At 60.4% G+C, this 18,794-nt stretch carries 20 protein-coding genes; 9 read left to right on the top strand and 11 right to left on the bottom strand.

From position 1 onward, the window contains the following. Window positions 1-67: 67 nt before the first annotated feature. Window positions 68-355 carry an HU family DNA-binding protein gene (locus tag NSJP_RS02690; RefSeq protein ID WP_080885396.1) on the top strand — a complete coding sequence of 96 codons (288 nt, stop codon included), beginning with the start codon at window positions 68-70 and terminating at the stop codon, window positions 353-355. A 185-nt stretch (window positions 356-540) separates the two neighbouring features. On the opposite strand, the gene NSJP_RS02685 is transcribed toward NSJP_RS02690, so the two are convergent. Continuing rightward, a complete protein-coding gene (locus NSJP_RS02685) occupies window positions 541-930 on the bottom strand; it encodes a MoaD/ThiS family protein (protein WP_155969809.1) in 390 nt (129 codons plus the stop codon). Here NSJP_RS02685 and NSJP_RS02680 point away from each other — a divergent pair. The 7 genes from NSJP_RS02680 to NSJP_RS02650 all read left to right on the top strand — a co-directional run bounded on the left by NSJP_RS02680 (window position 916) and on the right by NSJP_RS02650 (window position 6,941). Beyond that, on the top strand, window positions 916-1,305 hold the full coding sequence (locus tag NSJP_RS02680) for a hypothetical protein (protein ID WP_155969807.1): 390 nt from the start codon (window positions 916-918) through the stop codon (window positions 1,303-1,305). The two genes, NSJP_RS02685 and NSJP_RS02680, sit on opposite strands and share 15 nt — an antisense overlap. Before the next feature lie 65 nt (window positions 1,306-1,370). Beyond that, the gene (gene rfbC, locus NSJP_RS02675) at window positions 1,371-1,952 is read left to right on the top strand and encodes a dTDP-4-dehydrorhamnose 3,5-epimerase (RefSeq protein WP_080885393.1); all 582 of its coding nucleotides are present in this window, start codon (window positions 1,371-1,373) and stop codon (window positions 1,950-1,952) included. A 121-nt stretch (window positions 1,953-2,073) separates the two neighbouring features. After that, window positions 2,074-2,499 carry a rubrerythrin family protein gene (locus NSJP_RS02670; protein WP_080885392.1) on the top strand — a complete coding sequence of 142 codons (426 nt, stop codon included), beginning with the start codon at window positions 2,074-2,076 and terminating at the stop codon, window positions 2,497-2,499. Window positions 2,500-2,598: 99 nt separating this feature from the next. Then, window positions 2,599-3,873, top strand: coding sequence for a heterodisulfide reductase-related iron-sulfur binding cluster (locus NSJP_RS02665; protein WP_080885391.1), 1,275 nt, complete (start codon window positions 2,599-2,601; stop codon window positions 3,871-3,873). Further along, window positions 3,870-4,460: a DUF3501 family protein gene (locus NSJP_RS02660; protein ID WP_080885390.1), complete on the top strand. Its 591-nt coding sequence runs from the start codon at window positions 3,870-3,872 to the stop codon at window positions 4,458-4,460. The genes NSJP_RS02665 and NSJP_RS02660 overlap by 4 nt, the downstream gene beginning before the upstream one ends. A 68-nt stretch (window positions 4,461-4,528) precedes the next feature. Beyond that, on the top strand, window positions 4,529-5,281 hold the full coding sequence (locus NSJP_RS02655; protein WP_080885389.1) for a 6-carboxytetrahydropterin synthase: 753 nt from the start codon (window positions 4,529-4,531) through the stop codon (window positions 5,279-5,281). Between the two features lie 259 nt (window positions 5,282-5,540). After that, a complete protein-coding gene (locus NSJP_RS02650) occupies window positions 5,541-6,941 on the top strand; it encodes a di-heme oxidoredictase family protein (RefSeq protein WP_080885388.1) in 1,401 nt (466 codons plus the stop codon). Window positions 6,942-7,059: 118 nt separating this feature from the next. Here NSJP_RS02650 and NSJP_RS02645 read toward each other — a convergent pair whose 3' ends face one another. From NSJP_RS02645 to typA, 5 genes are all read right to left on the bottom strand, one after another. After that, window positions 7,060-8,565, bottom strand: coding sequence for an ATP-binding protein (locus NSJP_RS02645; protein WP_080885387.1), 1,506 nt, complete (start codon window positions 8,563-8,565; stop codon window positions 7,060-7,062). Window positions 8,566-8,665: 100 nt separating this feature from the next. Continuing rightward, window positions 8,666-9,001, bottom strand: a complete 336-nt coding sequence (locus tag NSJP_RS02640; RefSeq protein ID WP_080885386.1) for a thioredoxin family protein — start codon at window positions 8,999-9,001, stop codon at window positions 8,666-8,668. A gap of 61 nt (window positions 9,002-9,062) precedes the next feature. Continuing rightward, entirely contained in the window at window positions 9,063-9,533 is a 471-nt protein-coding gene (locus NSJP_RS02635) for a redoxin domain-containing protein (protein ID WP_080885385.1), read from the bottom strand. A 289-nt stretch (window positions 9,534-9,822) separates the two neighbouring features. Further along, window positions 9,823-10,572, bottom strand: coding sequence for a hypothetical protein (locus tag NSJP_RS02630; RefSeq protein WP_080885384.1), 750 nt, complete (start codon window positions 10,570-10,572; stop codon window positions 9,823-9,825). A 40-nt stretch (window positions 10,573-10,612) separates the two neighbouring features. Further along, window positions 10,613-12,469 (bottom strand): translational GTPase TypA, encoded by a 1,857-nt coding sequence (typA, locus tag NSJP_RS02625; protein WP_080885383.1) that lies wholly within the window; start codon window positions 12,467-12,469, stop codon window positions 10,613-10,615. A 275-nt stretch (window positions 12,470-12,744) separates the two neighbouring features. Here typA and NSJP_RS02620 point away from each other — a divergent pair, with 275 nt between their 5' ends. Next, on the top strand, window positions 12,745-15,051 hold the full coding sequence (locus tag NSJP_RS02620; RefSeq protein ID WP_172834108.1) for a penicillin-binding protein 1A: 2,307 nt from the start codon (window positions 12,745-12,747) through the stop codon (window positions 15,049-15,051). A gap of 20 nt (window positions 15,052-15,071) precedes the next feature. On the opposite strand, the gene iscX is transcribed toward NSJP_RS02620, so the two are convergent. From iscX to iscU, 5 genes are all read right to left on the bottom strand, one after another. Beyond that, on the bottom strand, window positions 15,072-15,284 hold the full coding sequence (gene iscX, locus NSJP_RS02615; RefSeq protein ID WP_080885381.1) for a Fe-S cluster assembly protein IscX: 213 nt from the start codon (window positions 15,282-15,284) through the stop codon (window positions 15,072-15,074). Window positions 15,285-15,349: 65 nt separating this feature from the next. Further along, on the bottom strand, window positions 15,350-17,170 hold the full coding sequence (gene dnaK / locus NSJP_RS02610) for a molecular chaperone DnaK (protein WP_080885380.1): 1,821 nt from the start codon (window positions 17,168-17,170) through the stop codon (window positions 15,350-15,352). A gap of 31 nt (window positions 17,171-17,201) precedes the next feature. Then, the gene (gene hscB / locus NSJP_RS02605) at window positions 17,202-17,873 is read right to left on the bottom strand and encodes a Fe-S protein assembly co-chaperone HscB (RefSeq protein ID WP_172834107.1); all 672 of its coding nucleotides are present in this window, start codon (window positions 17,871-17,873) and stop codon (window positions 17,202-17,204) included. Window positions 17,874-17,982: 109 nt separating this feature from the next. Next, window positions 17,983-18,336, bottom strand: coding sequence for a HesB/IscA family protein (locus NSJP_RS02600; RefSeq protein ID WP_080885378.1), 354 nt, complete (start codon window positions 18,334-18,336; stop codon window positions 17,983-17,985). Between the two features lie 27 nt (window positions 18,337-18,363). Beyond that, window positions 18,364-18,747: a Fe-S cluster assembly scaffold IscU gene (gene iscU, locus NSJP_RS02595; RefSeq protein WP_080885377.1), complete on the bottom strand. Its 384-nt coding sequence runs from the start codon at window positions 18,745-18,747 to the stop codon at window positions 18,364-18,366. Window positions 18,748-18,794 lie beyond the last annotated feature (47 nt).

The raw sequence follows: 18,794 nt of genomic DNA, 5'->3' as shown, positions 1-18,794 counted from the left end.
GAGTCCAAGCGAAGTCAAGAGAGGCGATTCACAGTCCACCACTTTTCGTCCTAAGGAGGTTGCTCGCATGGCTAAGTCAATGACCAAGTCTCAGATCGCCGATCACCTGGCCCAGAAGTCCGGGCTGACCAAGAAGGCTGCCGTTCAGTTGCTGGACGATTTTGCCGCCTTGGCCTATCGCGAGGCGAAGAACGTGTTCACCGTTCCCGGCATCGGCAAGCTCAAGCTGGCCAATCGGAAGGCACGCATCGGCCGCAATCCTCAGACCGGCGAGGAAATCAAGATTCCGGCCAAGCGCGTGGTCAAGTTCCGCGTGGCCAAGGTAGCGAAGGATTCCATCCTCGGCAAGAAGTAATACTCGATCGCTCGGATCTCATCTGGCCTGATCTCGGGCAGGAGAACAGGGGCCGGCTCCCTATAGGGCGCCGGCCCCTTCCTTTTGGCAGGCTGTTGAAAAGGCATTCCAGCGGCGTTCTCGCCTCGCTTGAGGCCTCCGCGTACCGAAAAACGTACGCGTCGGCCCCGCACGCTCGACTGATTTCAGGAATGGGTGGGGCCGAGGCCGCTGCCGCCGAATCCGTCGTGACCGACCAGCCGGATGGCGTCGCCGTCGTGAACCAGCGAGTCGTCGCTGGCGATCTTTTTGTTGATCGTCACCAGGACCTTCTTCTCCCGGATCAGCTGCAGCAAGTGACGCAGCTGTATGCCCTGCCGTTGAATCACTTGCCGCACCGAGACGGGCGCGGTGAGTTCGACGGCCACATCCCGTTCTCCGTCCACCGTCTGCAGCTGTCCCAACAGCTCGATCGTCACCATGTCTCTCGCATGCTCCTTCCCGGTGGCGGCGTTGACTCCGTCCGTCGTGCCGCCGATAATGCCGACGCCATGCCGTCGTTGGATGTCCAGCAGCCCGGTATGCCGGATCTGCAATTCGTACTGTTCGTCTCCGCCCTCTGCACGTCCGACGTCCAGACGATCAACGTGCCGGATCCGGTCCGCCGGGCGATCTTCGATCGCTGCTGGACCCTGATCAATGCCGGCCCTCCGCCGCAGGACCCGAAGCTACGGGTGCTCGATTTGCGGGAAGGCACGGAATTAACGCTCGATGCCTGCCTCACGACCATCCGGTCGCTCCTCTTGGAGGCCGGAATCACCAGACTGGAATGGGACAATCCGGTGAGCGAGCCGAGCCGGGACAGTACCCCCGCCGCGAAACCGCTGATCGAGCGGCTCGGCCAATTGTACCCTGAGCGTCCGGACATCGTCGATCCCCCGGGAGATCCACCGGCTGCGGACCGTCGCTGACGCCGCAAGATCGACAGAATGAGTCCGGCACACACCAATCCAACACGCGATAAAGGTCCCTTCCCATGCGCGTAACCACCATCGATATTCCCGGCGTGCTGCTGCTCGAGCCGACGGTCCTTCGCGACCACCGGGGGTTCTTTGCCGAAACCTATCAGGTCCAGCGTTATCGGGACGCCGGACTCGCCGAGTCATTCGTTCAGGACAATCTCTCCCGTTCGGTACGGGGGACGTTGCGGGGCCTGCATTTCCAGGAACCCCACGCGCAGGGCAAGCTGATCATGGCGCTGGAGGGAAGCGTCTACGACGTGGTGGTCGACATCCGCGTCGGGTCCCCCACCTTCGGACGCTGGTACGGCCTCGAATTGTCCGATGGGAACCTGCGGCAGATCTATGTGCCACCCGGGTGCGCGCACGGCTTCTGCGTGACGAGCGAGACCGCCATCTTCTTGTACAAATGCACGGACTACTATTCGCCACGGCATGAACGCGGGGTGCTCTGGAACGATCCGGCGCTGGCGATCTCCTGGCCGATCAGCGATCCGATTTTATCCGCCAAGGACCGGCAATACCCCCCATTGGCGGCCATGAAGGACGAATTACCGTCGTATCGCGCGGCTTCAAATGCGGGCCTGAAAAGCCGTTGATCCTGCACGGATGGCTGCGTTATCTTATGCGCGGTCGTCATCGAGCATCCATGAGCATCTATTTGTAGATTTGGCGGTAGGGCGCGACAGGCGTCCCTCGATCGGATAAGGAGGCTGGGCAATGGGGAACAGTTTGAAGGGGACCAAGAGTCACGACAATCTCAAACATGCATTCGCGGGAGAATCGCAGGCCAACCGGCGCTATCTGTATTTCGCGCGACGGGCCGATATCGAAGGCTACCCTGACGTCGGCGGCTTGTTTCGCGACACGTCGGAAGCGGAGACCGGCCATGCGTTCGGGCATCTGGACTTCTTGAAGGAAGTAGGCGACCCGGCCACCGGCGTGGCCATCGGCAATACCGAGGCCAATCTGAAGTCGGCCATCGAAGGGGAGACCTACGAATACACGCAGATGTATCCCGGCATGGCGAAGACGGCTCGGGATGAAGGCTTCGCCGAGTTGGCCGAATGGTTCGAAACCTTGGCCAAAGCCGAACGGTCGCACGCGAATCGATTCCAAAAGGGCCTCGACAGCCTCAAAGGCTGAACGAGTGCCTGGGCATTCAACCACCGGGTTCACCGCGGTGCCCACCATAGGGGCCTGCGGTGACGGCGGGGCGTTGACCAGAGACCCGCCTGTGCGTCCATGAAAGGCCTCAGCCTCATCAATCCTGTCGATCCGGTCCAATTGGACCGGGAAACGCTCAGAATTTATGAGATATGCGAGGGCTGCCGCCGCTGCTTCAATCTCTGTCCCTCCTTCAACACGTTGCTAGACCGCATCGACGTCTATGAGGGCGACGTCGCCAAGCTGACGCCGGCCGATCACCACCGGGTGGTCGACGAGTGTTACTACTGCAAACTCTGTTTCAACCATTGCCCCTACACGCCGCCGCATCAATACGATCTCGACTTTCCCCTGCTGATGGTGCTGTGGAAGAAGCGGCTGGCGGCCGAGAGAGGCGTCCGCTGGCGCGACCGCCTCTTGATCATGACCGACGTGATCGGACGGCTGGGAAGTCTGACGGCTCCCCTGACGAACCGCTTCCTGGAAAACAGACTGGTCCGTCGCCTGCTCGAACTCGTGCTCGGCGTCCATCGCGAGCGGCGCGTGCTACATTTCTCGCGTGAGACGTTTCCCGCCTGGTTCGGCCGGCGGGGGACACCGATGAAGGGGAGCAATCCGGTCAGAAAAGTCGCGCTGTTTTCGAGCTGCCTGGTGAATTACCAGGCGACGGACGTGGGCAAGGCGACGGTGCAGGTGCTCGAGAAGAACGGGGTGGAAGTGGTGTTGCCGGAGCAGCGTTGCTGCGGCATGCCGAGCTTCGACCTGGGTGACGACCGGGCGATCGGAGTCGCGGCACGAGCGAATGTGGATTCGCTCTATCCCTGGGTCGCGCAGGGGTACGACGTGGTGGTGCCGACCGTCAGCTGCAGCCTCATGCTCAAGCGGGAGTATCCGGGAGTGGTCGCCGACGACAAGACGAAGCGGGTGGCCGAGCGGACGTTCGACGTCTGCGAATATCTGATGAAAATGAAAAAGGACGGCCAGTTGGCGACCGATTTTATGCGGAAACCGGGACGGGTTGCCTACCAGGTGCCCTGCCATTTGCGGGACCAGAACATCGGTTTCAAATCCAAGGACCTGATGGAATGTGCCGGCGCGCAGGTAGAGGTCATCGAAAAGTGTTCGGGACATGACGGGACCTGGTCGGCCAAGACAGAATTTTTTCCGCTGTCCATGACCATCGCCGCCAAGGCCGTGCGCGCCATCGAAAAGAACCCCTCCGACCTGGTGGCCTCCGACTGTCCTCTGGCGGGGCTGCAGCTGGATCAGGCCGGCGCGTCGGCCCATGTGGGAGGGACTGCGTCGCTCCACCCGATCCAGATCGTCCGTGACGCCTATGGGTTGCCGAAGTGAAACGGTTGATCCAAGAAGATCTTCTCTCCATCGAGGAGTATGAGCGGCAGCGGGAGCGGTTTCGAGCCGGTATCATCGAACTCAAGCGGCGTCGGCGAATTGCCCTGGGGCCGATCATCACGCTGGTGTTCGAGAACCGTGAGACGCTCAAATTCCAGATCCAGGAAATGATCCGCGTGGAGCGGATTCTCGATCCACGCAAGGTCCAGGACGAGTTGGACGTCTACAACGAGCTGTTGCCTTTACCGGGAGAACTCAGCGCCACCCTCTTGATCGAAATCACCGAGGACGCGAGGATGAAGGAATGGCTCGATCGATTCATGGGGTTGGACCACGGCGACAAGGTGGCGATCGGGAGCGGACAGGAGCAGGCGTTCGGAATCTTTGAAGGCGGTCATAGTCACGAATCCAAGATCAGCGCCGTGCACTTCGTGCGGTTCCGGCCGTCGGACCAATTGAAGCGCGCCTTTGCGGACTTGCATCAAACGGTCAGCCTCACGGTCGACCACAACGGATATCGGATGGACGTGCCCGCCCCCGGCACTCTGCGGGAAGAATGGCTGTCGGATTTGCGTGAAGGTTTGTAGTGTTGGGTGTTGAATTTTACGTCGGATCCAGGTGAGACTAAGAACAGAACAACTCACGATTCAACACTATGGCCCCCGTTCTTTTGACAAAACGAATCGAATTCGCGGCCGCACACCGGTATTTCCGGCCTGAATGGGACGAGGCCAAGAATCGCGCGGTGTTCGGGCGCTGCTACAATCCTCCCGCCCACGGCCACAACTACATGCTCGAAGTCACCGTGTCGGGCGGCGTGGACCCCCAGACCGGGATGGTCATCAACCTCTTCGATCTCAAACGCGTGTTGCTGGGTATGATCGAGGAGTTCGATCACAAGAATCTCAATCTCGACATGTCCTACTTCACCGACCGGATTCCGACGTCGGAGAACCTGGCGCGGGTGCTGTGGACCAAGCTCGAGCCTCAATCCGACATCGGTACGCTGCATGCCATCCGGCTCTATGAGGATGAGGATCTCTTTGCGGAAATCACCGCAGCCGGCGGGTTGGATATCGCCGGCGTCACGCGGCGCTACTCTTTCACCGCCGTGCAGGAAGGCCATCAAGGCCGGCAGTGGGATTGTTTCGTGACGGTTCAAGGGCCCATCGATCCCAAGACCGGAATGGTCGTCGACATCGCGGCGCTGAATCTATTGGTGCAGGAGCACGTCCTTGCAAAGTTGGACTGCCGGGATCTCCGCGACGTCTTCGGACGAACGTCCGTGACCGGTCAGTCGCTCGTCGAATTCATCTGGACATCCCTCGTGTCGCGCATTCCATCCGGCAAACTTGCCCATCTGCAGGTCGTCCACTCCCGCGATCTTTCCTTCAGTTGCTCGGCATAATCCAGCCCATCGCGTCATCGGCACGTACGCGAACGGTGCGTCTTCGCGTCACATTGTCCGCTGACTTTCTGTAGGTCTGGACCGACAAACCTTCAAGAGTCGGCACGTCCAACGCGAGGCCCGCTCGCGAGGAGAGTAATTGATCTTGCAGGCAGATAGACAAGTTTCTCCGGCGTTCCGCTGAGACGGTACGCATTATGCTCTGCGTCCTCGCCGGCGCCATCTTGACGGAGGGCGGCCCAACTTCATGGAGGGATCTATGCTATCTCCTACACCACAGTGGACGCGGTTGCTGGCAATCTCGGTCGTGATGGTTTCCGTCTCTGCCGGGTTTCTTTTGCAAGACGGGCATTCTCAAACCGCGCGGATCACCGCCCGGGATCCGGGCGTGCGAACCGGGCCGGCCGGTTCGGGACAAATGCTTTCCGGCCTGACTGCGTTGGAGCAGCGGCTGTTTTCCAATTCCCGGGCGGTATTTCAGGAAGTTCAATCCGTACAAGGCACGATTGCCAACACGGAAGCGGGGCTCGGCCCGCGCTTCAACCTGGACAGTTGTGCGGGGTGCCACTCGAATCCCGATGTGGGCGGCAGCAGCCCCGCGGTGAACCCTCAAGTCGACGTCGCCAAGAAAGAAGGCGCCGTGAACGAAATCCCGTCCTTCATCAAGCGCGACGGGCCGATTCGAGAAGCCCGATTCAAGTTGGGACCCGGCGGCACTCCCGACGGAGGCGTGCAAGCGCTGTTCACCATCACCGGCCGCCACGACGCGGCGGGCTGCAGTCTGCCTCAGCCGGACTTTCGCACCGCCGTCGCGGCCCGCAACGTCATCTTTCGCATCCCGACCCCGCTGTTTGGGTCCGGATTGATCGAGGCGATCGATGACGACACGATTCTCGCCAACATCGCGGCGAATAGTCCCACGAAACAATCGTTGGGTATCGTAGGACGTGCGAATCGGACGACGGGACATCCGAACACGAGCGGCAACGACGGCACAATCACGCGATTCGGCTGGAAAGCCCAGAACAAATCACTCGAAGTCTTCTCGGGAGAGGCCTACAACGTCGAACAAGGCATCACGAACGACCTGTTTCCCCACGAGCGGGAGGAATTGAAGTCCTGCTACTTCAACGCGACGCCCGAAAGCTCGACCCACTATGAGGCGCTCGATCCGATCGAGGTCCCGAGCGACGTCGTCAAGTTCGCCGTCTTCATGCGGCTGCTCGCCGCCCCGACTCCGGCGGCTGATACGGACACGGTGACCCGGGGGCGCAAGCTGTTCGGCGACACGGGGTGCGCGTTCTGTCATACGCCGACGCTGCACACCGGAAAAGCAGTCGTGGCCTCCTTGAGGAACAAGGAGGCCAATCTCTACTCCGATTTGGTCCTGCACAACATGGGCACCGGGCTGGCCGACGACGTCAGCCAAGGGGCGGCACGGGGCGACGAGTTCCGTACGGCACCGCTCTGGGGGCTCGGCAAACGCGTCTTCTTCCTGCACGACGGCCGGACGAAGGACCTGCTGGAGGCCATTCAGGCCCACGCCAGTGGCGGCAACGGTCAGTATGCCGCGTCGGAAGCCAATCAGGTGATCGCCCAGTTCAATCGGCTCAACGAGATCGACAAACAGCATCTGCTGAACTTCCTGAGGTCCCTGTAGCTTGCGGATATCGAACAAGAGTGAGGAACGTCGTTCGAGATGGGAGTTGCCGTGTAAACGACCGCTGCCGCGCCTGTCAACGAACCGGGGGTAAGCCTCCGGTTCGAGCGGGCCAATTTCAGCGCGCCGCGCCGGCTTGCAGGAGTTCGTGGACCTTCTCGATGAGCGTATTGGGCAGGAACGGCTTCTGAAGGAACGGGACACCCTCGGCGACGCCGTTGACCTGCAACGTGTCGCCCGCATAACCGGACATATACAGCACTCTGGTTTCCGGCCTCATGGCCTTCACGCCTTCGACGAAGGCGGCGCTCTTCATCCTGGGCATGATCACGTCGGTGATGATCAGGTCGCAGCGACCTTTCAACGTCTGCAACCGCTGCAGCGCTTCGATGCCGTCGACGGCCGACAGCACGTGATATCCCTGATCCTGCAGAATGGCCGCGACGAGTTTTCGGATGCTTTCCTCGTCTTCCACCACCAGAATCATTTCCTGGGCCGCGGACGCATGCGTCTCTTTTTTCTGCGGCGGGGCCTCCATGACCGGCTGCCCGACACGCGGGAAATAGACGCAAAACCGGGAGCCGCGCCCCAGCTCGCTCGTGACCTCGATATACCCCTGACTTTGCTTCACGATGCCGTACGCCGTGGCCAACCCCAGGCCGGTCCCTTTGTCCGGCCCTTTCGTCGTGAAGAACGGCTCGAAAATACGGGACATCGTCTCGGCGCTCATGCCGCATCCCGCGTCCCGTACCACGATTTTGACATAGGAGCCCCGTCTGGCCCCGGGATGCAGCCGGGCGAACTCCTCGTCCAATTCGGCATTGTCGGTTTCGATGTTGAGCAAGCCTCCGTCCGGCATCGCATCGCGGGCGTTCAAGACTAGGTTCATGACCACCTGCCCGAGTTGCACGGGGTCGACGAGCGCATGCCCCGTATGGGGGTGGAGAACGACGACGGTCTGAATCTGTTCCCCGATTAATTGCCGGAGAATATCTTCCATCTCACGGATCACTTGGTTGACGGGAAGTTCCTTCGGCTCGAACACTTGCTGCCGGCTGAAGGTCAGGAGCTTCTTCGTCAAGGCTGCCGCCCGCATGCCGGCCTGGCTGATCCGTTCCAGTTCCTGCCGCGCCGGGTGTCCGCCGAGCTGCTGCAGGACGCGATGGGCATGCCCGATGACCACCATCATGAGGTTGTTGAAATCATGCGCGATCCCGCCGGCCAGCCGTCCCACGGCCTCCAACTTCTGCGACTGGCGCAGGGCATGCTCGGTTCGCTTGTGTTCGGTGATGTCGACGATCGTCTCGATCACGTGAGTGGGTCCATCGGCCGCCGCAACTTTCGACCAATGGATCAGGAGATGCTTGTCGCCCGGCAGGGCCACTTCCTGGGAGACGACCGAGTCGGTGGCCAGGGCCTCCGACATGCGGCAAAAGGAACAAGGGGAGACGCACGAGGCAATCTTCTCGTAGCAGACCTTGCCGGCGATATCGCCGAACGTCTTGAGGCCCGTCTCATTCTGAAATTCAACGCGATAGGTCGCCGGGTTGATGACCGCCACGCTGACCGGTTGCGAGTTCAGCAGCGCACGGGCGTCGTATCGTGGATGTTCGCTGGATGACATAGAGGAAATGTCGGCGCAACGAGGCCGTGCTTCGACATTACTATATGACGGTATTGAGTCAAGAAAGTGGCGGGTTTGTACCCTGCCAAGCTTCCCGGACTTATGACGGAAGCAGATGGTCCGAGATCAAGGCGGCGAGTTCGGCCGGCTCGATGACTCCTTCGCGAGTCAGGAGCAGCTTGCCGTTGGCAAACAAATGAGTCGTGGGATAGGTCTCGAAGACGTGGGTTTTCTTGATTTCTCGGCACCGGCCAGGCACGTGCATTTTGGCCTTGCCGACTTTGACGGTCGGAAAGCGCGCGGCGATCTCTTCCAGGATCGGATCGTAGGTCTTGCAAGGTTCGCAGGTCGCCAGACCATACGCGACCACCGAGCCGGGGCCGTTTACGAAGTCCTTGTAGTTTTCGTCGCTGACGTCGAGAACTGTTCCAGACATGGGTGATCCGACAGGTGGGTCGAGGCGGGAGCGCAAGCTCCCCGCCTCGACGGATCCACTATTAGCTGAGCTTTGCCAACTCGGCGAGAATGTCCTTGTCCTCGCGCGCAACCTTGATCTCCTGCACTTTCACATAGGCGACCTTGCCGTTCTTGTCCACGATCACCGTCGCCCGCTTGGAGCAGTTCAACGGCTCGAAGTACAGACCGTAGGCTTTCGCCGTGGTGCGATGGACGTCCGAGAGCAGCCGGTGCTTGAGGTCCATCGAATCGGCCCAAGCCTTGTGCGAGAAGAAGCTGTCGCAGCTGACGCCGAACAACTCGGCGTTCGCGTTCTGGAACTTGGGGAAATCGTCCGTCAGGCACTTGTTCTCACCCTGGCACACGGGGCTCCAGTCCAGCGGATAGAACGCGAGCACCACGTTTTTCTTGCCGCGGAAGTCGCTGAGCTTCACGTCCTTCTGGTCCTGGTCCTTGAGGTTGAAATCCGGGGCCGTATCTCCAACCTTGATTTCGGGGGCTACGTCGCTCATCAGAAGTCCTCCTTTGCGAATGTCAAACTGCCGGCCGGTGATGTGGCCCCGTCGCCCAGCGGTGACACGCGGCACAGAGACTGACCCGCGTCTCCACTGTCCGGGACCGGCGGTCCGGCCCGTTCCGGCATTCTGTTGTTGTAGAGAGTTGACTCTTGGTTTAGAGGCCTTCGGGAAGGATCCTCTATCCGACCTTCGGCTTTTGTACCGTGCCCTTTGAAAGCTTGTCAACGGCCCTGAAGGCCTAGCCGATCCAGCCGGCGCCGTGACTCGCTTATGTTCCAGGGCCTTAGACCGTGATCTCGCGAAAGCTCTGCATGCGTCCGGTCGGCGCCGCGGTGCGATGGTTGGTGACCCTAATGGTGCGTCCGATCATCGGCAGGTGAAATGCCGTGCCGACTTTCGGGGAGACGCCGATCCGAATCATTTCATGGGCGGATTCCGCGAGCAGCTCATTGGAGCGCTGGTCGGAAAGTCCCTTCGGCCGAAAGGTTTCCAGTTCGTCCATCCCGAACTTGGCGAGTCCCAGCGTGTACCACCACGTATGGTCCGGCCTGGCTTCGTCGTCCTGGGCGATCGTGACATGGTCGTCGATGACGAATTCCACGAGGGTGCGATCTTTCCAGTCCGACGGATTCAAGTATTGTCGGGTCGCCGGATCGTGAGCGGTGCCCTGGGTCAGAAGCGTCAGCCCGCGGGCCACCCGGGCGGCGAAGAGGACCGAATCCGGCATCTCGCGCGGCGACGTGATCGACGGGGCGACCACTCCCATCGATTCATGCTCCCATGCCAGTTGGTCCTTGAGCCCGGCCTGATGGGTGGCCGGAAGGGGGATGACGACATGGGCGGTCCAGGGCCCATGGCTGAGACGCCAGGATTCCGGCGCGTCCTCTTCGGGTTTGACGGATAGGGGGCCGTGATATTCCAGGTCGTACCAGGTCTTGAGTTCTTCGATGCCGGGGACGCTGCCTCGATAGCCGACGAAATAGAGCGGGGGGCGCTTTGAAGAAGGTTTGGGGCCTTTCTTCTTGATTCTCATGCGGAGAGGTCCGGTGAGGGGTGACGATCCGCCGGCCGGATCATTTTCCGGCCTTACGGGCCTTGCGGCGATCTTCGGGGTTCAGCAACCGTTTTCGGATACGAAGGTTCTGAGGCGTGACCTCGACCAATTCATCCTGCCCGATGTACTCCAGGGCGAACTCCAGCGACATTTCCCTGGGGGGCGTCAGGATCAAGGCCTCGTCCGATCCGGAGGCCCGCATATTCGAGAGATGCTTCTCCTTGCAGACGTTGACGTCGAGATCTTCGTCACGGCTGTTCTCGCCGACGACCATTCCGCGGTACACCTCGACACCGGGGCCGATGAACATCACGCCGCGTTCCTGTGTCATGAACAGGGCGTAGGCGGTGCTGACTCCGTCTTCGAAGGCGCAGAGCGATCCATGGGGCGTAATGAGCAAGTCTTGTTCGTCCGCCGCTTCGTAGGACTTGAACACGTGATGCATGATCACCGTGCCTCGCGTCTTGGCGAGGAGAATGTTCTTCAATCCCATGATGCCGCGGGTGGGAATGTGATATTCGAGATGCATTTCGCTCGGCCCGGCGTCGGAATGCACCAGCCGCATGTGGCGCATCTCGCCCCGGCGCTTACCCACTTCTTCGATGACCGCGCCCTGGTAAGTTTCCGGCACCTGGATCGTCAGCTCTTCGTAAGGCTCGGTCACCTTGCCCCCATCGCGGTGAAGAATGACCTCGGGTTGGCTGACCTGTAATTCGTATCCTTCTCTGCGCATCTGCTCGATCAAGACCCCGAGATGCAATTCCCCGCGCCCGGCGACGAGAAAGCGGTCGGCGCTGTCGGTTTCCTGCACGCGAAGCGAGACGTTGGTTTCCAGCTCCTTGAAGAGCCGCTCCCGTAAATGGCGCGAGGTGAGGAACTTGCCTTCGCGTCCGGCGAACGGGCTGTTGTTTACTGAGAAGCTCATCTGGACGGTCGGTTCGTCAATGGTGACGCGCGGTAGGGCCACCGGCTGTTCCGCGTCCGCGATGGTGTCGCCGATGTTGACCTGGTCGAGACCGGCTATGGCCACGATTTCGCCCGCTTCGGCCTGTTCGATGTCCGTCCGTTCCAGGCCCGAGTACACCGCAAGATCGGAGACTCTGCCGGGATACTGCACGCCCTCCTTGCCCACGACGACCACCTGCTGCCGTCGCGCGATCGAGCCCGACTGAATCTTCCCCACGGCCATCTTTCCTTTGTAGGAATCGTAGGCCAGGGCCAAGACCAGAATCTGAAGCGGCGCCTTGGCATGCACGGCGGGAGCCGGAATCTTCTGGAGCACCGTGTCGAGCAAGGGGGTAATGTCGGTACCCGGTTTATTCACGTCGAGCGTCGCGAGGCCCTTGATGGCGGACGTGTACACGATGGGAAAGTCGAGTTGCTCGTCCGTGGCGTTCAGGTGCACGAACAGGTCGAACGTGCGATTCACCACGTCGTCGATGACCGCGTCCGGGCGATCGATCTTGTTGATGACGACGATGGCCTTGTGGCCGAGCGCCAGCGCCTTGCGCAGGACGAACGTCGTCTGCGGCATCGGCCCTTCCTTCGCATCGACGAGAATGAGCACGCCGTCGACCATTCGCAGCGTCCGTTCCACCTCGCCGCCGAAATCCGCGTGCCCCGGCGTATCGACGATGTTGATCTTCACGTCCTGATAGGTCACGCTGGCGTTCTTGGCCCGTATCGTGATGCCGCGCTCCCGCTCCTGGTCCATCGAATCCATGATGCGTTCGCCCATGTCTTCGATCTTGCGGTGGACCCGGGTCTGCCGCAGCAGGGCGTCGACGAGCGTGGTCTTGCCGTGATCGACGTGCGCGATGATGGCGATGTTGCGGATGTCGTTTCGTCGATCGTGAGGGGCGCGTGAGTGCGACATAGTTTGTCTGTTCGTCCGGCGAAAAAAAAGACGCCCCCTGTCGGGCGTCGCACAGCAGTATACCCGAAGGTCACGCAAGGGAACAAGCGGAACCGAGACGGCGGTTTGCTTGAGTTTTCGGACCTCCCGGGGTATGGTGAACTCCACGAATTCCTACCGATGACCGAGCCCGACAGGGCATCAATCCAATGTCAACGATCGATCGGCCAGTTCAACTCTCGGATACTCCTCGTCGCCCTCCGCCGAGGCGCCCTTGGCGCTGGTGGCAAATCGCCTTGCTGAGTGCACTTGGGCTGGGGTTGGCGGGGGTGCTTGCCGTTGCAGGTTTGCTCTGGCAGTACTCCCAGGACCTGCCGGACCTGAATCAGCTGCAGAACTATCAGCCGAGCCTCGTCACGCAGGTGTATTCGTCCGACCGCCAGCTGATCGGGCAATTCTTCATCGAACGCCGGATATTGACCCCGCTCTCGGCCATCCCGGAGCATCTCCGGCGGGCCGTCATCGCGGTCGAGGACGTCCGGTTTTTCGAACATCCGGGGTTGGACTACATCGGCATTCTACGGGCGGCCTGGACGAATGTGCGCCGCGGGGGAAAAGTTGAAGGCGCCAGCACGATCACGCAGCAGCTGGCCCGTTCGCTCTTTCTCTCCTCCGAACGGACGTTCGATCGAAAAGTACGGGAACTCGTGGTGGCGTATAAGATGGAGCTCGTGTCGTCCAAGGAACAGATCCTCGAACTCTATCTCAATCAAATCTATTTCGGCCAGGGCGCCTACGGAGTGGCCTCCGCGGCTCAGTCGTACTTCGGCAAGGATTTGTCCGCGCTGACGGTGGCGGAAGCCGCGTTTCTCGCGGGTCTTCCCAAGTCTCCGAATCATTTTTCTCCGTTCAAGAACTTCGAGCGAGCCAAAAAGCGCCAGGAGCACGTGTTGTTCCGTATGGAAGAGGCCGGATTTCTGACTTCCGCGGAACGCGAAAGATCTGCAGCGGAACAGCTGAACTTTCGACGGCCCGGCAGCGAGCAGATTGCGCCGTATTTTGTCGAGTATGTCCGCCAGATGTTGATCGCAAAGTACGGGGAAGCCATGGTCTACAAGGGCGGACTCAAGGTCATGACGACCCTGAATCTCGAGATGCAGCAGGCGGCGGAGGCCGCTTTTGCCGCGGGATTGCGCGAGATCGACAAGCGGCAGGGCTGGCGCGGGCCCGTTCGGACGGTGGATGTGTCTTCCGCGCCTCCGGCCGCGGCCGTGGGCGCATTGTCTCAGCCGCTGAAAGCGGGAGACTATCTGGAGGCCGTGGTCGTCAAACCCGGCAAGGATTTCTACTTCGTCCAGATCGGAGACACCCAGGCCCGGTTGGCGTTCGACGACATGGCCTGGGCCAAGCGGAGGCTGACGGGGCCGGATGTGACCAAAGACTTCGTCGTCAATCCCAATCCGAAGCAGATTCTCAAGCCGGGCGACGTGGTCGAGGTCGCCGTCAAAAAAATCGAAAAGGACGCCGTGCTTGTGCAGTTGGAGCAAACTCCGCTTGTCGAAGGGGCGCTGGTCGCAATGGAGCCCGGCAAGGGCGCCATTCGGGCCATGGTCGGGGGATTCGACTTCAATCGCAGCGAATACAATCGTGCGGTGCAGGCGCACCGGCAGCCCGGGTCCGCCTTCAAGCCGCTCATCTACGCGGCGGCCCTCGATCAGGGCATGAGTCCCGCCTCCGTGGTGCTGGATGCGCCCGTCGTGTACGAGCAAGTGGAAGAGGAGAAGACGTGGAAGCCGGAGAACTACGGCAAGAGATTCCACGGCATGGTGAGCCTGCGCGACGCGTTGGCGCAGTCGCACAATCTGGCGACCGTCCGCTTGTTGGAGAAAGTCGGCGTCAAGAACGTCATCGAGTTTTCCAAACAGGTCGGGATCTCCAGCCCATTGGCGGCCGACTTGTCTCTGGCCCTTGGATCTTCCTCGGTGGGTCTGATGGAATTGACCTCGGCGTACGGGGTGTTTCTCAATCAAGGCAATCGCGCCGAACCCTATGCGATCTTCTTCGTGAAGGATAATCAGGAGAAGGTGCTCGAGCTCGCGGAGCCCGAAAGCCAGGAAGTCATTTCAAAGGAAACGTCCTACCTGATCACCAACATGATGGAGGACGTCGTGCAGAAGGGGACCGGGCAGGCGGCCAAGGTGTTGGGACGCCCGGTGGCGGGAAAGACCGGCACGACCAACGATTTCATCAACGCCTGGTTCATCGGCGGCACGCCCAATCTGGTTACAGGCGTCTTCGTGGGCTTCGACGACCGCCGTTCCCTGGGTGAAACGGAATCCGGCGCTCATGCGGCGCTGCCGATCTGGATCAATTTCATGAAGACGGCGCTGAAGCAGGTGCCGGTGGTGCCGTTCGTCATCCCGGAAGGCATCACGTTCGTCAAAGTCGACCCTTCGACGGGCCTGTTGAACAACGACCCGGAGGATCAGCCCGGCAACGTGGAAATATTTACGAAAGGCAGCGAGCCGACGCAGGCGGCCCAGCGGCGGTTGGATCCGACGGATTTTTACAAGTTGGACCAGATGGCGGAAGGAAGTCAGTGAGGCAGGCGGACCGACGCGTCTCAGGCCTGTGAATCTTTGAATTCTTCGTGCCAAGCCATCTGAATCGTTTCGAGAATCTTCTCGTTCGATTTCTTGGGATCGTCTTTGAAGTCCGGCAGAGCGACGATCCAGGCGTGCATATCGGTGAAGCGGACGGTGAGGGGATCCGTGTCGGGGTGCTCTTCCACCAGCCGAATCGCGATATCCTCCGTATCCTGCCATCGTAGGTCCATCGAGTCTTCCTCCAGTCGTTCGGGCGCCCCTGCAGAAACGTGCCGTGGCCGTCGCGGATCCCGATTCAGGTCACTTCCGAAACTTTCTTGCCCTGCAATCCCCGTTTCAGCGAATGGTTCAGCAGCACGACGGTCAGATTCTTCGCCGCCTGCTCCAGTTCGGCCATTTTCCCTCTGATCACCTTCGGGTCGCTGCCGTCTTTGGCACCCGCCAGGTTCGAGACCGCCGTCCGTACCGTGGCGGCTTCTTCCGGTGAAATCAGCGCGGCCCCTTCTTCCAGCGATTTTTCCGTGGTGGTGATCAGCGCGCCGGCGTCCAAGCGGGCCTCGATGAGCTTGCGGGCGTTGACGTCGTCCATGGCAAACTTGAATGAGTCCTCGATCATGTGCTCGACCTCTTGGTCGGACAGGCCGTAGGAGGGCTTGACCTCGATGGACTGGCTCTGTCCCGTCCGCATGTCTTTGGCGGTGACGTTCAGGATGCCGTTAGCGTCGATGAGGAAGGTGACTTCGATGCGCGGGACCCCGGCCGGCAGGGGGGGAACCTTGAGACGAAACCTCGCCAGGCTGCGATTGTCTTTGACGAGTTCCCGTTCCCCTTGCAGGATATGTATGTCGACCCCCGTTTGTCCGTCGACGTACGTCGTAAACATCTCCTTGGCATTGGCAGGAATCGTGGTATTCCGTCGGATCAGGCTGCTCATGACCCCGCCCATCGTTTCAATGCCCAGCGACAGGGGGGTGACGTCCAGGAGCAGCATGTCGGTCGTCCCCCCTCCCAGAATGTCCCCCTGCACGGCTGCGCCGAGCGCGACGACCTCGTCGGGATTCAAGTCGCAGTGCGGTGGTTTGCCGAACAACGCTTCGACCCGTTGGCGGACCAGCGGCATACGGGTGGATCCGCCGACCAGGACGACCTCATCGATCTCTGCCGGCGACAGCCCGGCATCCTTCAGCGCCATGCGACAGGGCGACAGCGTGCGATCCACAATGCGCATCGTGAGAGATTCCAGTTGATCGCGGGTCAGCTCGCTCCGATAGATACCCTTGTCGTCCGGCAGCTCGATGGATACGGAGGTAGTCGTCGCATCCGACAGCGTAATCTTGGCCCGTTCCGCTTCGAGCCGAGCAGCTTGGAGGTGGTCCGGGTGGGTTCCCAGGTCGATGCCGTGGATCTTCCGGATGTCTGCAACGAAGGAATCGAGGATCGCGCGATCGAGATCGTCGCCTCCCAAGTGCGTGTCCCCGTTGGTGGCCAAGACCTCGAAGATCCCGTTCTTCAATTTGAGGATCGAGATGTCGAAGGTGCCGCCGCCGAGATCGTAGACCGCGATCGTACCCTGGGTTTTCTCTTGCAGCCCATAGGCCAACGAGGCGGCCGTGGGTTCATTGATGATCCGCAGAACCTCCAGGCCGGCGATCATGCCCGCGTCTTTTGTGGCCTGTCTCTGGCTGTCGTTGAAATAGGCCGGCACGGTAATGACCGCCTTGGTGATGCTTTCGCCGAGATGCGCCTCGGCCCGTGCCTTCAGCTCTTTGAGCACCATCGCCGAAATCTGCGGAGGCGAATAGGTTTTTTCGCCCATTTTGATCCGGATCACACCGCCCTGCTCGCTCACGGAATAGGGGAAATAGGCCAATTCCTCCTGGACGTCCGCCAGTCCCTTGCCCATGAAACGCTTCACGGAATACACGGTTCGCTCGGAGCTGCGCGTCAAGTATTCCTTCGCGGCATCGCCGACGATGAGGCCGTTATCGGTAAGGGCGATGACGGAGGGGACCATCGTACGGCCGTTGCGGCCCGGAATGACACAAGGCCGCCCGTCCTTCATGTAGGCAATCAGCGAGTTGGTGGTTCCGAGATCGATGCCGACGATTCGTGCCATGGGTTGAAGGTATCGTGGTGAATGCCGTTCGCTACTCGATGGTGGCGACGAGGTCGCGAACGATGTTGCCGATGTAGGTGCGGTGCGACAGCAGGTCTCGCATCTCCTTCAGCAGCCGCTCCCGTTCGCTCCGGGACTCGCTGGTCGCCTCGCCGCGATCTTGCAATTGGTCCCATTGCGTAAATAATTTGCGAAGTTGGGATTCGACGGCCTTCGACCGTTCTTCCAGCTTGTGTTGTTCGGACTGAAGGATAGGGCGAAGTCGTTGCGCGGCTTCAGACGCGCGGTCTGCGGCCCGATATTCGTCGAGCGTGTCCTGCAACTCCAGGATCTCCTCGAAGAGATCGGCGGGAGGAGAGGTTCGGATGTCCTTCACGGATCCCGCCTCCAGGGACAGCAGATATTCCGCGCGCTGAATCGGATCGCGGAGCGTCCGATACGCTGTGTTCAGCGTGGCGGCGTTGTCGAGACTGATCGCCTGTTCTGTCTCGCTCTTCGTTTGATAGAAGTCCGGGTGAAACGCCCGGCTGAGTTCGTAGAACGCGGCTTCGAGCTTCTGCACGTCGAGGTTCAGCCGCCGGGGAAAACCCATGCACGTGAAATAGTCGGCGTCCTTGGATACCGGTTGCACTTTGACGCAACGTTCGCAGAAATATTCCCCGGACACTTCCGATTGGCAGTGCCAGCACATGCTGCGGGCCATCTGCAGTTCGCGTCTGCCGGAAGGGTGAGTATGTGGAACCATGAGCAAAAACGGGCATGGCGTCTCGCCATGCCCGCTCCCTACGGCTATTGATCTCGCAACGGCGGCCTTAGGCCGAAAAAGACTCTCCGCAGCCGCACGTCTTGTTGGCGTTCGGATTGACGAACTTAAACGAGCCGCCCATCAGATCCTTCTGGTAGTCAAGCTGGGTGCCCTGAAGATAAATGGCGCTCTTCGCGTCGACGATGACCTTGACCCCGTCGAAATCATAGACCTGGTCGTATTGCCCGATCTTTTCGTCGAAATTGATCGTGTAACTCAGGCCTGAGCAGCCACCGCCTTTCACTCCCAGGCGCAGGCCGCCTTCCGTGAGGCCTTGGACATTGATCAGCCGCTTGACCTCTTTCAAGGCGGCCTCGGTCAGGGTAATGACCGGAGTCTGGGTTGCCGTGTCCTGATCCATGATGAAGGTCCCCTTTCTCGCGCCGGCTTACTTGGCGTCCGACTTCTTGTGATAGTCGGCCAAGGCCGCTTTGATCGCGTCTTCCGCCAGGACGGAACAATGGATTTTGACGGGCGGAAGGTTGAGTTCCTGCACGATGTCTGTGTTCTTGATCTTTTGCGCTTCTTCGAGCGTCTTCCCCTTCAACCATTCGGTGGCCAGGCTCGAGCTGGCGATGGCGGAGCCGCAGCCGAACGTCTTGAACTTGGCATCGACGATCGTATCGTTCTGCACTTTGATTTGGAGCTTCATGACGTCGCCGCACTCCGGCGCTCCGACCATGCCGGTGCCGACGCCGTCCTCGTCCTTCTTGAAAGATCCCATGTTCCTGGGATTATTGAAATGATCCACTACTTTATCGCTGTATGCCATGATTCGCCTCCGTGAAGATGATTCAACGTTCCGGTTTAAGAATGTTC

The organism is Nitrospira japonica, from assembly GCF_900169565.1.
GTDB lineage: Bacteria > Nitrospirota > Nitrospiria > Nitrospirales > Nitrospiraceae > Nitrospira_C > Nitrospira_C japonica_A.
Note: the sequence above shows the minus strand (reverse complement) of the source record. Positions and strands in the feature narration are given on the sequence as shown.